General features: G+C 66.7%; 11 protein-coding genes. 6 read left to right on the top strand and 5 right to left on the bottom strand.

Features of this window, described 5'->3' with window-relative positions; translation table 11 throughout:
- Positions 1 to 26 precede the first annotated feature (26 nt).
- The 3 genes from arsC to parC form a co-directional block, all read right to left on the bottom strand.
- Positions 27 to 431, bottom strand: a complete 405-nt coding sequence (gene arsC, locus QX041_RS09960; protein ID WP_315752927.1) for an arsenate reductase (glutaredoxin) — start codon at positions 429 to 431, stop codon at positions 27 to 29.
- 206 nt (positions 432 to 637) lie between these two features.
- Positions 638 to 1,600: a cation diffusion facilitator family transporter gene (locus tag QX041_RS09955; RefSeq protein WP_315752928.1), complete on the bottom strand. Its 963-nt coding sequence runs from the start codon at positions 1,598 to 1,600 to the stop codon at positions 638 to 640.
- 83 nt (positions 1,601 to 1,683) lie between these two features.
- Positions 1,684 to 3,936 (bottom strand): DNA topoisomerase IV subunit A, encoded by a 2,253-nt coding sequence (parC, locus tag QX041_RS09950; protein ID WP_315752929.1) that lies wholly within the window; start codon positions 3,934 to 3,936, stop codon positions 1,684 to 1,686.
- Positions 3,937 to 4,333: 397 nt separating this feature from the next.
- Between parC and QX041_RS09945 the strand changes: the two genes are divergently transcribed.
- The 6 genes from QX041_RS09945 to QX041_RS09920 all read left to right on the top strand — a co-directional run bounded on the left by QX041_RS09945 (position 4,334) and on the right by QX041_RS09920 (position 11,020).
- Complete coding sequence (locus QX041_RS09945; protein ID WP_316165164.1) at positions 4,334 to 5,164, top strand: alpha/beta hydrolase; 831 nt, start codon at positions 4,334 to 4,336, stop codon at positions 5,162 to 5,164.
- Positions 5,165 to 5,776: 612 nt separating this feature from the next.
- Positions 5,777 to 6,232, top strand: a complete 456-nt coding sequence (locus tag QX041_RS34375; RefSeq protein ID WP_409999253.1) for a hypothetical protein — start codon at positions 5,777 to 5,779, stop codon at positions 6,230 to 6,232.
- Between the two features lie 254 nt (positions 6,233 to 6,486).
- On the top strand, positions 6,487 to 7,698 hold the full coding sequence (locus tag QX041_RS09935) for an ABC transporter substrate-binding protein (protein ID WP_316165162.1): 1,212 nt from the start codon (positions 6,487 to 6,489) through the stop codon (positions 7,696 to 7,698).
- 10 nt (positions 7,699 to 7,708) lie between these two features.
- Positions 7,709 to 9,442, top strand: coding sequence for an FAD-dependent oxidoreductase (locus tag QX041_RS09930; protein ID WP_316165161.1), 1,734 nt, complete (start codon positions 7,709 to 7,711; stop codon positions 9,440 to 9,442).
- Positions 9,439 to 10,200 (top strand): glucose 1-dehydrogenase, encoded by a 762-nt coding sequence (locus QX041_RS09925; protein ID WP_315711418.1) that lies wholly within the window; start codon positions 9,439 to 9,441, stop codon positions 10,198 to 10,200. The genes QX041_RS09930 and QX041_RS09925 overlap by 4 nt, the downstream gene beginning before the upstream one ends.
- Positions 10,201 to 10,231: 31 nt before the next feature.
- On the top strand, positions 10,232 to 11,020 hold the full coding sequence (locus QX041_RS09920) for an IclR family transcriptional regulator (protein WP_316165159.1): 789 nt from the start codon (positions 10,232 to 10,234) through the stop codon (positions 11,018 to 11,020).
- Between the two features lie 3 nt (positions 11,021 to 11,023).
- Here QX041_RS09920 and QX041_RS09915 read toward each other — a convergent pair whose 3' ends face one another.
- Positions 11,024 to 11,647 carry a glutathione S-transferase family protein gene (locus QX041_RS09915; protein ID WP_316165158.1) on the bottom strand — a complete coding sequence of 208 codons (624 nt, stop codon included), beginning with the start codon at positions 11,645 to 11,647 and terminating at the stop codon, positions 11,024 to 11,026.
- 111 nt (positions 11,648 to 11,758) lie between these two features.
- Positions 11,759 to 13,360: an FAD-binding protein gene (locus tag QX041_RS09910; protein WP_315711413.1), complete on the bottom strand. Its 1,602-nt coding sequence runs from the start codon at positions 13,358 to 13,360 to the stop codon at positions 11,759 to 11,761.
- Position 13,361 lies beyond the last annotated feature (1 nt).

Below are 13,361 nucleotides of genomic sequence, written 5' to 3'. Positions count from 1 at the left end.
ACCAACGCGTCACGATCCGGAAGGCTTCAGGCAGGCCGGCTCACCACCTCGCCGTCCTCCTTGGTGAAGGAGGAGACGGGATGATCGAGCAGGTCGAGCACAAGTTCGGACGGGCGGCAGAGCCGCGCACCCCTGCTGGTCACCACGATCGGCCGGTTGATCAGGATGGGATGCGCGAGCATCGCCTCGATCAGCTGGTCGTCGGTCCATTTGAGATCGCCCAGACCAAGCTCGGCATAGGGCGTGCCCTTCTCACGCAGCACGTCGCGCACCCTGACGCCCATCGCGTTGATCAGCGCAATCAGCTGTTCGCGGCTCGGCGGCGTCTTCAGATATTCGATCACCTCAGGCTCCTCACCCGAGGCGCGGATCATCGCGAGCGTGTTGCGCGACGTGCCGCAGGCCGGATTGTGAAAGATCGTCACGGGCATGGGCTGTCCAGTCGTTGCATTCCAAAGGCACATTTCCGTGCCGTGCGTCTCACCCCAGACATCGTGTGCCTGATGGTGCGGCCGCGATGCGGGAGATGGTCACTGTTATCACGGCGCCGCCGCCGGCCGGAATGGGAACTCCGCCGGTCGAGGGAAATCGCCGGCGCGATGTGCAGACTGGCAGGAAGGAGCTGACCCATCGCGGCTTACACCACGTCGGCAGGAGCGAGCTTGCAGGCGCAGCCATCGGCCTCGATCTGCAGGGTCGGATGCTGGATGTTGAAGCGATGTGACAGCTCGGCGCAGACGCGATGCAGGAACGCATCATCCGTTCCGCCTGCCCGGACCAGATGCGCCGTCAGCGCGGTCTCGTTGGTGCTCATCGCCCAGACATGGAGGTCGTGCACCTCGCTGACGCCGTCGAGGGAGGCGAGATAATCGCGCACCTCGGGAAGCGCGATGTCGCGCGGCACGGCGTCGAGCGCCAGATTGACGCTGTCGCGGGCGAGCTCCCAGCCGCTCAACAGCACCACGAGCGCGATGACCAGGCTGACCGCCGGGTCGACCCACAGCCACCCCGTCCAGATCGTGACCAGTGCCGCGACGACCACGCCGAACGACACCGCGGCGTCGGCGGCCATGTGCAGGTAGGCGCCGCGGATGTTGAGGTCGGTGTCGCGGCCGCGCATGAACAGCAGCGCGGTGGCGCCGTTGATGGCGATGCCGAGCGCGGCGACCCACAGCACAGTGGTGCCGACCACCTCCCCCGGATTGCGCAGGCGGTCGAACGCCTCGACGGCGATGCCGCCGACGACCAGCAGCAGCAGACCGGCATTGATCAGCGCCGCCAGGATCGAGGCGCGGCGATAGCCGTAGGTATGGCGATCGGTCGGCCGCCGGCCCGACAACCACAGCGCGCCCCAGGCCAGGAGCAGCGACATCACGTCGGACAGATTGTGGACCGCGTCCGAGATCAGGGCCAGCGAATGCGCGGCGTAGCCGAAAACGAGCTCGGCGATGACGAAGCCGGTGTTGAGCGACACACCGATCGCGAAGGCCGCGCCGAAGCTCGCCGGCGCATGGCTGTGGCCGGCGTGGCCGTGGGCATGTGGGGGACCATGATCATGAGAATGGCCATGGACGTGATGATGAGAATGCGAGTGCGCCATCCAACGTGTCCCCGGGCGATCGCGCACCTCGCGATCGCCCGCTGTCTGATATAGACGGCCGCCGGACGGATACTATTACGTCGCTACTCGATCGGCCGGTTGAACTTGTTCGACTTCGGCAGGCCCTGCGCGATGCGGCCGGCGTCGGCGCGGTTGCCCCGGTAGTCGGCCAATTCCTTCCAGCTCAGGCCCTGATCGCGGCCGGCGGAATCCTTCCAGGCCAGCCCCTGCTTCTGCTCGAACGTGGTGACGTCGGACAGCTGCGCGCTGGTGTATTTCTGCAGCCGGACGCCGCGGCCACGCGCCATCTCCGGCACCTGGTCGAGCCCGAACACCACCATCTTGTGGTTGGTGCCGATGACTGCGACCTGATCGCCCGCGACGGTGGTGATCGCGCGCGCTTCCGCTGGCGCGGTCACGTTGAGCACCTGCTTGCCCTTGCGGGTGTTGCTGACGCAGTCCTCTTCCTTGACCACGAAGCCCTGGCCGTCGGAGGCCGCCACGAGGAACTTGCGCTCGCCCTTGGCGACGAACATCGACACGATCGAGGCGTCCTGGTCGAGGTCGATGAACATGCGGATCGGCTCGCCATGGCCGCGGCCACCGGGCAGCTTGCCGACGTCGAGCGAGTAGAACTTGCCATTGCTGGCGAACAACAGCACCTTCGAGGTGTTCTCGGCGAAGAACGCCTGGCCGAGCTGATCGTCGGTCTTGAACTGCAGGTTCGACAGGTCGGCGACGTGGCCCTTCAAGGTGCGCACCCAGCCCTTGTCGGAGACGACGACCGTAACCGGCTCGCGCTCGATGAAGGCCTCCTCGATGGCGGCGAGATCGTGCTCGGGCGCGTCGGCGAAATTGGTGCGGCGCTTGCCGAGCGGCGTCTTCGGCCCGAACATGTCGCGCACCGTCTTGACCTGCTCGCCGACCTTGGCCCATTGCAGCTGCTCGGATCCGAGCAGCGCATTGATGCCCTTCAGCTCGCCGCGCAGGTTCTTGTCCTCGGTGCGGATCTCCATCTCCTCGAGCTTGCGCAGAGAGCGCAGGCGCATGTTGAGGATGGCCTCGGCCTGGACCTCGGTGAGCTTGAACGTCTTCATCAGGACCGGCTTGGGCTCGTCCTCGGTGCGGATGATCCGGATCACCTCGTCGATGTTGAGGTAGGCGATCAGGTAGCCGCCGAGAATCTCCAGCCGGTTCTCGATCTGCTTCTTGCGGTAGTTCGAGCGTCGCAGCAGCACGTCGCGCAGATGGTCGAGCCATTCGCGCAGGCACTCGGCGAGACCCACCACCTTCGGGATCTTGCCCTTGATCAGCACGTTGAGGTTCAGCGGAATCTTGCTCTCGAGATCGGTGAGCCGGAACAGCGATTCCATCATCAGCGCCGGATCGACGTTCTTCGACTTCGGCTCGATCACGAGCCGCACGTCCTCGGCGGATTCGTCGCGGACGTCGCCGACCAGCGGCAGCTTCTTCTCGTTGAGCAGCTCTGCGATCTTCTCGACCAGGCGCGACTTCTGCACGAGATAGGGAATCTCGGTGATGACGACGATCCAGGTGCCGCGGTTGCCCTCCTCCTGCTTCCACTTGGCGCGGACACGGAACGAGCCGCGGCCGGTGGTGTAGGCCTCGATGATCGATTCCTTGGAGTCGATCACGGTGCCACCGGTCGGGAAGTCCGGGCCCTTCACCCAGCGCAACAGCGCGCGCGACTTGGCGTCGGGCTTCTCGATCAGATGCAACGCGGCGTCGCACAGCTCGGCGGCGTTGTGCGGCGGGATCGAGGTGGCCATGCCCACCGCGATGCCCTGCGCGCCGTTAGCAAGCAGGTTCGGGAAGCCGCCGGGCAGCACCACCGGCTCCTTCGACTGGCCGTCATAGTTCGGCCGGAACTCGACGCCGTCCTCGTCGATGCCGTCCAACAGCAGACGCGCGACGTCGGTCATGCGCGCTTCGGTGTAGCGATAGGCCGCCGGATTGTCGCCGTCGATGTTGCCGAAATTGCCCTGGCCGTCGACCAGCGGATAGCGCGAGGAAAAGTCCTGCGCGAGGCGAACCATCGCGTCGTAGATCGCCTGGTCGCCATGCGGATGGAACGAGCCCATCACGTCGCCGACGATCTTGGCGGACTTCTTGAACGCGGTACCGGGATCGAGCCGCAGCAGCCGCATGCCGTAAAGGATGCGCCGGTGGACCGGCTTGAGGCCGTCGCGCGCGTCCGGCAGCGCGCGGTGCATGATGGTCGAGAGCGCGTAGGCGAGATAGCGCTCCTCCAGCGCCTCGCGCAGCGCGACCTCGTGAATCTCCGCCGGCTCCGGCGGAATCAGTGATTTTCCCATTAGCGTTTAGCTTTCAGTGGGTTAGCCCAGGAGCTTGAGCTGGCGTGAACGATTTGGGAACAGGCTTTATGCGATGACGCGCCGGGGCGCAATGACGGCCCTGCCCGGTTCCAGAAGGAAAAAGCCGGGTGTCCGGCCGCGGAACCGCAAAGGAGCCCGCAAATCATGCAGATCACGCGCCGCAGATGCATGTGGCTCCGCTCACGGATTGAGCAGCCAACGCGGGTCCCGTTGAGGTGCAACGCTGTCGCACACGAGTCTGTGTTGCTGAGATCGTCACGCTCCGTCGCTAAGGTGGCAGCGGGCATCCTTCGTTGCGTACCGACGCGACGAGGCGCGCCATCACGCCGCGCCTTGAACGCGGCAGATTCCATCCAGTGAGAAAGGCAGACACTCCATGAGCTCAGGATTCGTGACGACATCGGACGGCACGCAGATCTTCTACAAGGATTGGGGCTCGGGCCAGCCGATCGTCTTCCACCACGGCTGGCCGCTGTCGTCCGACGACTGGGACGCGCAGATGCTGTTCTTCCTCGACAAGGGCTTTCGCGTCATCGCGCATGACCGGCGCGGTCACGGTCGCTCCAGCCAGACGGAGACCGGCAATGAGATGGACACCTATGCGGCCGATGTCGCCGCGCTCGCCGCCAAGCTCGACCTGCGAGACGCGGTCCATGTGGGCCACTCGACCGGTGGCGGCGAGGTCGCGCGCTACGTGGCGAAGCAGGGCAAGGGCCGCGTCGCCAAGGCTGCCCTGCTCGGCGCGGTGCCGCCGATCATGCTGAAGACGGAGAGCAATCCCGGCGGGCTGCCGATCGAGGTGTTTGACGGCTTCCGCGCGGCGCTCGCCGCCAACCGCGCGCAATTCTTCCTCGATATTCCGACCGGCCCGTTCTACGGCTTCAATCGCAATGGCGCCAAGGTTTCCGAAGGCGTGATCCGCAACTGGTGGCGCCAGGGCATGATGGGCGGCGCCAAGGCGCATTACGATTGCATCAAGGCGTTCTCCGAAACCGACTTCACCGAGGACCTCAAGGCGATCGACGTGCCGGTGCTGCTGATGCATGGCGAGGACGACCAGATCGTTCCGATCGACGATTCCGCGCGCATCGGCATCAAGCTGTTGAAGCATGGGACCTTGAAGACCTATCCGGGCTTTCCGCACGGCATGGCGACCACACATGCCGACGTGATCAATGCCGACCTGCTGGCCTTCATCAAGGGGTAGCTCGATCGTTGCAATTCGCCGAATGAGCATTCCGATGCCGATGAAGCGATAGATCTCAAATCCTGCTCGTCATGGCCGGGCTTGTCCCGGCCATCCACGCCGCACCGCACACGCCGAACGACGTGGATGCCCGGGACAAGCCCGGGCACGACGAGTTCGGGGCTACCATTGATCCACTATCTCAATTTCCGCGTTGGAGACGTCGTCCTGCCTTCTCGCGACGCGCTCCGCGCCCGAGCTATCAAGATCGATTACCCTCTTCGGACAGAGGGCACAGGGAAGGCCGGACCTCGACTGAGGCCCGTGGCCCGCCTGCTCAAAAAATGCAGGCGGCAGGTACCACAGGTTCAGCCGGACGACCCGGCCCCCCCTGTGCGATGGGCTTACGAGTTATACGCAGTCTCCCCGGTGTCCGGCTTGTGAGCCACCGGCGCCCCTGGGATCATCACCCACGGACTTGGCGCCAGCATCGGGGCGCCGGGACGCTGCGATTTCGTCGTCCTGCTGGACTCGTTCGTCCGCGCGCACATGCGCGCTGCGATCCGACAGGCCACCGCTCCCCGCTTCCTACGTCTCGTGACGATCGCGATGCGCCCCTCCTGTGGAGGCGGGATGCCGGGAAACATCGTCCTGATTTGCCCGACGACACAAGGCGAGCCCCCTGCGGCAGATTGGCTCGACGGGCAATTGGCGCATGGGAGATCGCGCCATTCTGCATATCAGAAACCGGACCGGCTGAGGCTCGGCGCGACCGCGGGAACCGATGGCGCCCGAGGCGCGTTCTCTCACCATCAACGTAATGCGTACGCGATATCCACCGAAGCACGACCTGCTGGCGGGCATCTTTGCATGAAGAATTTTTCCGATGCATCCTTTTCGCCTGACGTCATCGCGCTGATGACCGAAGCCCTCAACGCGTCGGTCGCCGCGCTGCCTGAGCCGGTGAGTTCGACGAACGTGAACCTGCTTGCGGAAGCCGTGCTGCGGGCCGCCAAGGCCGGCGAGCGCGACGTCACCGCGATGCAGCGGCTCGCGCTGCTCGAACTGCAGATCATGCCGCGCATGTAGAGCGGATCACAGGCTTTCCTACAGTCGTAGAGCATTCCCAACGCGCTCACTTCCGGACCTCCTGGCTCGAGATGCGCCGCATGCGGTGCTCCTCACCATGAGGATGTGGGGTCGCGCCTGACGCGCCGCCGGCCTTCCGCGTCCATCCCCCGGCCCCTGCGCCACGTCCCACCCGTTCGCAATTGACAAATCCATTCGTCAATGTCTAACTCCCATCGCCGCCGACAGAGCGGAGCAAAACGGGGAGGATCTTCATGCGACGGCAGCTGCTCGCCTGCGCGTTCCTGGCAACGACGTCATTCATCGCGACAGGCGCTTCAGCCCAGGTTTCTGACGACGTCGTGCGGATCGGCGTGCTCACCGATCTCTCGAGCTGGGGCCGCGACAACAGCGGCCCGGGCTCGGTCGAGGCGGCGAAAATGGCGGTCGAAGAGTTCGGCCCCACCGTGCTCGGCAAGCCGATCGAGATCATCAGCGCCGATCACCAGATGAAGACCGACGTCGGAACGACGGTCGTGCGCGACTGGTTCGACAACGGCAAGGTCGACGCGGTCGTCGACATCCCCAACTCCGGTATCGCGATTGCCGTGCACAACATGGTGCGCGAGCGCAACAAGATCGCGCTGCTGTCAGGGCCCGGCGCGAGTTCGCTGACCGACGAGCTGTGCAGCCCGAACACCGTGCACTTCACCTACGACACCTATGCGCTGTCCAAAGTGACGACCTCGGCCGTGATCAGCCAGGGCGGCAAATCCTGGTACTTCATCACCGCGGATTACGCCTTCGGCCAGCAATTGGAGAAGGACGCCACGCGCTTCATCAAGGAGCTCGGCGGCACCATCCTCGGCGGCGTCAAGCATCCGACCAACACCGCCGACTTCTCCTCCTTCGCCTTGCAGGCGCAGAGCTCGAAGGCCGACGTCGTCGCCTTCGCCAATGCCGGGCAGGACACCGACAACGCCATCAAGCAGTCCGGCGAGTTCGGCCTGGTCAAGGGCGGCCAGAAGCTGGTCGGCCTGTTGATGTTCGACACCGACGTGCATGCGATCGGGCTCGAGGCCGCGCAAGGCACCTACATGACCACGGCGTCGTACTGGAACATGGACGACAACACCCGCGCCTGGTCGAAGAAGTTCTTCGCCCGCGCCAAGGTGATGCCGACGATGATCCAGACCGGCGTTTATGGCTCCGTGCTGCACTATCTCAAGGCCATCAAGGCGGCCGGTACCGACGATCCGAAGGCGGTGATGGCGAAGATGCGCGAGCTGCCGATCGAGGATACGTTTGTTCACGGCGGCAAGCTGCGCGAGGACGGCCGCGTCATCCGCGACATGTATCTGGCCCGCGTGAAGAAGCCGTCGGAATCGAAGGAGCCGTGGGACTATCTGGAGATCGTCAAGACCGTGAAGGGCGAGGATGCGTTCAGGCCGGTCTCCGAATCCAAGTGCCCGCTGCTGAAGAAGTAGGAGCGCGCGCATGAGCGGAGCAGATCACCCGGCCGGCGACACCCATGATTGCGACGTGCTGGTGGTCGGCTCCGGCTGCGCCGGGCTGTCGGCGGCGGTCACCGCCGCCCATGCCGGGCTGAAAGTCATCGTGACCGAGAAGGAGCCGCGCTTCGGCGGCACCACGGCGCGCTCGGGCGGCTGGCTGTGGATTCCCGGCACATCGCTGGCGAAGGCCTGGGGCATCGACGAGCCACCCGAGCTGGCACGCACCTATCTGCGCCATGAGGCCGGCAACAGTTTCGATGCGGCGCGCGTCGACGCGTTCCTGACCAAGGGCCCGGAGGCCGTCGACTTCTTCACCAGCAAGACGGCGCTGAAGTTCGACATGCCGCTGACCTTCCCTGACTATCACGCGGAGGCGCCGGGCGGCACGCAGGGCGGCCGCTCGATGGTGACCCGGCCATTCGACGGCCGCGAGCTTGGGCGTCACATCGAGGATCTCGGCCAGCCCCTGCCCGAGCTCACCGTGTTCGGCATGATGCTCGGCTCCGGCAAGGAGATCATCCACTTCATGCGCGCGACCAAGTCGCTGACGTCGGCGTTCTATGTCGCGAAGCGGCTGTCGAAGCATGCGCTGGACGTGCTGCGCCATGGCCGCGGCATGACGCTGACCAACGGCAATGCGCTGGCGGGGCGGCTGGCGAAATCGGCGTTCGATCTCGGCATTCCCCTGTGGCTGTCGTCGCCGGTGGCCGAGCTGATCCGCGACGGCGAGGCCGTGCGCGGCGCCGTGGTGACGCGGCAGGGCAAGCGCATCAGGGTCAATGCGCGGCTCGGCGTGGTGCTGGCCTGCGGCGGCTTCCCGCATGATGTCGACAGGCGCAAGGCAATGTTTCCGCATGCGCCGACCGGACAGGAGCATGTGTCGCCCGGACCGGTCGGCAACACCGGCGACGGCCTGCGGCTCGCGGAGGCCGTCGGCGGCCGGGTCGAAGACGGCCTGCCGCACGCGGCGGCCTGGGTGCCGGTCTCCGTCACCACGCGCAAGGACGGCAGCAAGGGCGTGATGCCGCACTTCATCGACCGCGCCAAGCCCGGCGTGATCGCGGTCACCGCGGACGGCGTGCGCTTCGCCAATGAAGGCAATTCCTACCACGACTTCGTGCAGGCGATGGTCAAGGCGGCCAAGCCCGGCCGCGAGATCGCGGCCTGGCTGATCACCGATCACCGCTCGTTGCGCCGCTACGGCCTCGGCTGCGTGCCGCCGTTCCCGATGCCGCTCGGGCATCATCTGAGCACCGGCTATCTCAAGCGCGGCGCGACGCTCGCCGAGCTCGCGAGCACGACGGGCATCGATCCGCGGGGGCTCGAAGCAACCGTCGCCGCGTTCAACGCCGATGCCGCGCTGGGCCAGGATCCCACGTTCGGCAAGGGCTCGCGCGCCTACAATCGCTACCAGGGCGATGCGCTGCACGGGCCGAACCCGTGTGTGGCGCCGATCAAGGACGGGCCGTTCTACGCCATCAAGATGGTGATCGGCGATCTCGGCACCTATGCCGGCATCCGCACCGATGCGCACGCCCGCGCGCTCGACGCCCAGGGCCAGCCGATCGAGGGGCTCTATGCCGCCGGCAACGACATGGCGAGCATCATGGGCGGCAACTATCCGGGCGCCGGGATCACGCTGGGACCGGCGCTGACCTTCGGCTACATTGCCGGCCGGCATCTCGCCGAACGCGCTGGCCAAAGGAGCGCCGCATGAGCGACAGTCAGATGTTGGCCGGCAAGCTTGCGCTGGTCACGGGGGCGGCGCACGGCAATGGCCGCGCGATTGCGCTCGGCCTCGCCGGCCGCGGCGCCGATGTCGTCATCACCGACATCGACTTGGAGGGTGCCGAACGTTGCGCCGCCGAGATCCGCGAGCACGGCCGCCAGGCGTGGGCGCATCGGCTGGATGTCACCGACGCCGCCGGATGCACCGCATTGGCGGCGCAATTGCGCGCCGAGGTCGGCGCCATCTCGATCCTCGTCAACAATGCCGGCATCATCATCCGCGAGAACATCGACTCGCCGCGTGCGCCACAGAACTGGCAGCGCGTGCTCGACGTCAATCTCAACGGCGTGTTCAACGTCACCTACGCCTTCCTTGCCGCCTTGCGCGCGACGCGCGGCACGATCGTCAACATCGCATCCGTCGCCTCCTTCATCGGCATCAGCAACACGCTCGGCTATTCGCCGTCCAAGGGCGGCGTGAAGTCGCTGACCCAGGCGCTGGCGCGCGAGCTCGCCGCCGACGGCATCCGCGTCAACGCGATCGCGCCAGGCGTGATCGCCACCGCGATGACGGAGTCGACCCGCAACGATCCCGAGCGGCTCGCCGGCTTCATGAGCCGCACGCCGCTCGGCCGCGTCGGCCAGCCCGAGGAGCTCGCTGGCCCGGTGGCGTTCCTGGTCTCCGACATGGCGTCCTACGTCAACGGCGTCACGCTGCCGGTCGACGGCGGCTTCCTGGCGGTGTAGGCACGGCGCCGGACCAGGGGCACAACAAGACATGGGACGAGAGAGCCGCGGCATCCAGTCGATCGAGGTCGGCGGCACCTTGCTGCAGGCACTGGCGCGCAGCGGCGAGCCGATGATGCTGCGCGACCTCGCGCGCGAGGCCGGGCTGCCGCCGGCCAAGGCACATCCCTACCTCGTCAGCTTCTCGCGCATCGGTTTGATCGAGCAGGACGAAACCACCGGCCGCTACGAGATCGGCCCGCTCGCGCTCGAGCTCGGCCTGATCAGCCTGCGGCGGCTGTCGGCGGTCCGGATCGCCACCCCGAAGATCGCAGCGCTCGCCGGCGCGATCGATCACGCGGTGTCGCTCGCGGTGTGGGGCACCAACGGCCCAACCGTGGTGCGGCTTGAGGAGCCGAGCCATCCGGTGCACATCGTGATGCGCGTCGGCTCGATCATGGCGCTGCTGGAGACGGCGACGGGCCGCGCGTTCGCGGCGTTCCTGCCGCCGAAGACCGTGAAGGCCGCGCTCGACACCGGCCTCGATCATCTCGGTGTCGGCTACAATCCGAAGCGCGCGCCGAAGAGCCCGAAAGTGGCGGAGATGCTGGCCGAGGTGCGCGCACAGGGCCTGGCGCGCGCCATCGGCGATCCGCTGCCCGGCGTCAATGCCTTCGCCGCACCGGTGTTCGATCACGCCGGCCACGTCGCACTGGTCATCACCGCGATGGGCCCGGCCGGCACCTTCGACGCCGGTTGGCAGTCCCCGCTCGCCAACCGCCTGCGCGCGTGTGCGGCCGAGATCTCCAAGCAGCTCGGCCACGGCATCGCGCAGCCGTGACGCTCAGGCCGCGACCGAGCGTTTCTCCGGCCACGGCTCGGCCCACGCCGGCAGCCGCATCAGGCCATCGAGCCAGCGCACGATGTTCGGAAACGACTCCATCGGCATCTCGGCCTCGCGCCAGTCGGTCGCCATCGAGGCGGCCGCGAAATCGGCGATGGTGAGCCGGTCGCAGGCGATGTGGCTGCGCGCCCGCAGATGCGCATCGAGCACGGCGGCGAAGGTCTTCAGGTTGGCGACCTTGCCGGCCAGCGCGGCACGGTCGGGCGCACCGAGGCCGAACGTCTTGCGGACGATGTGCTCGAAATAGAACGGTCCGACCGCCGGCGCCCAGTGGCAGTCGTTCCAGGCCAGCCAGCGCAGCACCTCGATCTGCTCCTGCGGATTGCGCGCCGGCCACATGTCGCAGCTCTCGCGGATGCAGAGGTGCGCCATGATGGCGGTCGACTCCCACAGCACGGTGTCGCCGTCGACCAGCACCGGCGCCTTCATATTCGGGTTGAGCGCGGCGAACTCCGGCGTCTTCAGGCCGCGGCTGATGTCGATGAACTCGGCGGGCACGCCGAGATGCTTGACCAGCGCGAGCACGCGGCGCGGCGCCTGGGCCTTGATCCAGTAGATCTTCATGACGGGTCTCCATCTCCTGTGCCTTGAAGACGAACGTCGCAGCACCGGATCGACAGTGACGGAGCAAAAATTCAGCGGCGGTTCCGCCGACTCGTACGGTTCCCGTAGCCGTCACATCGCGCGCACCGCCGCCCGTGCGGTGAGAATGCAACCCGGCAGGAACGTGCCCTCCAGCGAACGCTTGCCCGACGCGCCGCCGCCGCCGAAGCCGGCGGCTTCGCCGACCGCATAGAGCCCGCCGATCGGCGCACCCGTGGTGTCGAGCACCCGGCTCTGCAGATCGGTCTTGAGGCCGCCGAGGCTCTTGCGGGTAATCAGTTGCATATGAATGGCGATGTAAGGCCCGGCGCCCGGGGCCTGCAGCGGCGCAGGCTTGCAGGTGCGGAGCTTGTCGGGGCCCCATTGCCGCGCGTGCAGGATGCGGCGCAACTGATCGTCATTGTGGAGCTTGTCGCCATTCCCAAAGTTCGCGTCGAAGGCGTCGGCGGTGGCCTGCAGCACCTCCGGCTTCACGTCGCCGGTGCCGGTCAGCGCATTCATCTTGGCGGCGAGACCGGTCAGCGTCTCGTCGACCAGGAAATGCCGGCTCTCGCGCTGCATCTGCCTGACCAGGCGATGATTGCCGAGCAGCGTCTCCTTGAGGAACATCGGCATCTGCCGGTCGCGGATGCGCGGATTGTGCTCGGCGCCGGAGATGGCGAACTCCTTGGCAGCGATGCGCCAGTTCAACAAATGCCACGTATACGGCTTCTCCTGCGCCGCGACGCGCTGGCACAGATCATGGGTGTCGAAGCCGGTCACCAGCGGCTCGGGCCCGATGCGCTCGCCCCTGTGATTGAGCCACAATGCCGATTTGCACGGCACCAGCGACAGGCCATGGCCCTCGAAATGCGGAAACGGATGCGGGATGCCGGCGGCGTAGTTCCACATCTCGCCGGCATGCGTGATCTCGGCGCCGAACGCCTCGGCCGCGTGGTGATGCAACTTGCCGTCGGAGAACGGATGCGCGCCATTGAGCATCGCCGCCGGCAGCGGCCGGCCCTTGATCCAGTTGGCGCGGGCCTCCGCATGGCTGCCATTGAGGCCGCCCATCGCCAGCACCGTCAGCGGCGCGGCGATGCGGATTTCGGCGCCCGTCTCCTCGTTGACGGCGACCACGCCCGATACCGCGCCGGCAGCGCGATCGAGGCTGACGACGCGATGACGGTGCAGCACCGTCAGCCTGCCGCCACCGTCGGCCGCGCGCATCGCTTCGATCATTACGCGCGTGAGCCGCTGCGAGGTGCCCCAGACGATGTGATAGCGCGGCAGCGCATTGCCGTCGCCGTACCGGCCGCGCTCGACCCAGTTCACTGCCGGCATGAACGTCACGCCGTGCGCCAGCAGCCAGTCGTAGACCTCGCTGCGCGAATGCGCGACGTAGTAGCGCGCCCATTGCAGCGGCCAGTGCTCGGCGGCATCGAGCTCGCCGAACCTGATCCAGTCGCGCAACGCGATCTCCGGCGTATCCGGGATCTTCATGCGCGCCTGCAGCGGCGTGCCGATCAGCGCCATGCCGCCGAATGCCCACAGCGCCAGCCCGCCGAGCCGCTCGGGCGTGTCCCGGTCCACGATCGTCACCGACTTGCCGGCGCGCAGTGCCTCCAGCGCGGTGACGATGCCGGCAAGACCGCCGCCGGCGATGACGACATCGGATTGCAGTGTCGCGCTCATG

This window comes from Bradyrhizobium sp. SZCCHNRI2009 (genome assembly GCF_032485115.1).
Classification (GTDB): Bacteria; Pseudomonadota; Alphaproteobacteria; order Rhizobiales; family Xanthobacteraceae; genus Bradyrhizobium.
Note: the sequence above shows the minus strand (reverse complement) of the source record. Positions and strands in the feature narration are given on the sequence as shown.

What these genes read in the sequence shown, in the direction of transcription:
- arsC (WP_315752927.1), bottom strand. Translation starts at nt 431, where the DNA reads ATGCCCGTGACGATCTTTCACAATCCGGCCTGCGGCACGTCGCGCAAC.
- QX041_RS09955 (WP_315752928.1), bottom strand. Translation starts at nt 1,600, where the DNA reads ATGGCGCACTCGCATTCTCATCATCACGTCCATGGCCATTCTCATGAT.
- parC (WP_315752929.1), bottom strand. Translation starts at nt 3,936, where the DNA reads ATGGGAAAATCACTGATTCCGCCGGAGCCGGCGGAGATTCACGAGGTC.
- QX041_RS09945 (WP_316165164.1), top strand. Translation starts at nt 4,334, where the DNA reads ATGAGCTCAGGATTCGTGACGACATCGGACGGCACGCAGATCTTCTAC.
- QX041_RS34375 (WP_409999253.1), top strand. Translation starts at nt 5,777, where the DNA reads ATGCCGGGAAACATCGTCCTGATTTGCCCGACGACACAAGGCGAGCCC.
- QX041_RS09935 (WP_316165162.1), top strand. Translation starts at nt 6,487, where the DNA reads ATGCGACGGCAGCTGCTCGCCTGCGCGTTCCTGGCAACGACGTCATTC.
- QX041_RS09930 (WP_316165161.1), top strand. Translation starts at nt 7,709, where the DNA reads ATGAGCGGAGCAGATCACCCGGCCGGCGACACCCATGATTGCGACGTG.
- QX041_RS09925 (WP_315711418.1), top strand. Translation starts at nt 9,439, where the DNA reads ATGAGCGACAGTCAGATGTTGGCCGGCAAGCTTGCGCTGGTCACGGGG.
- QX041_RS09920 (WP_316165159.1), top strand. Translation starts at nt 10,232, where the DNA reads ATGGGACGAGAGAGCCGCGGCATCCAGTCGATCGAGGTCGGCGGCACC.
- QX041_RS09915 (WP_316165158.1), bottom strand. Translation starts at nt 11,647, where the DNA reads ATGAAGATCTACTGGATCAAGGCCCAGGCGCCGCGCCGCGTGCTCGCG.
- QX041_RS09910 (WP_315711413.1), bottom strand. Translation starts at nt 13,360, where the DNA reads ATGAGCGCGACACTGCAATCCGATGTCGTCATCGCCGGCGGCGGTCTT.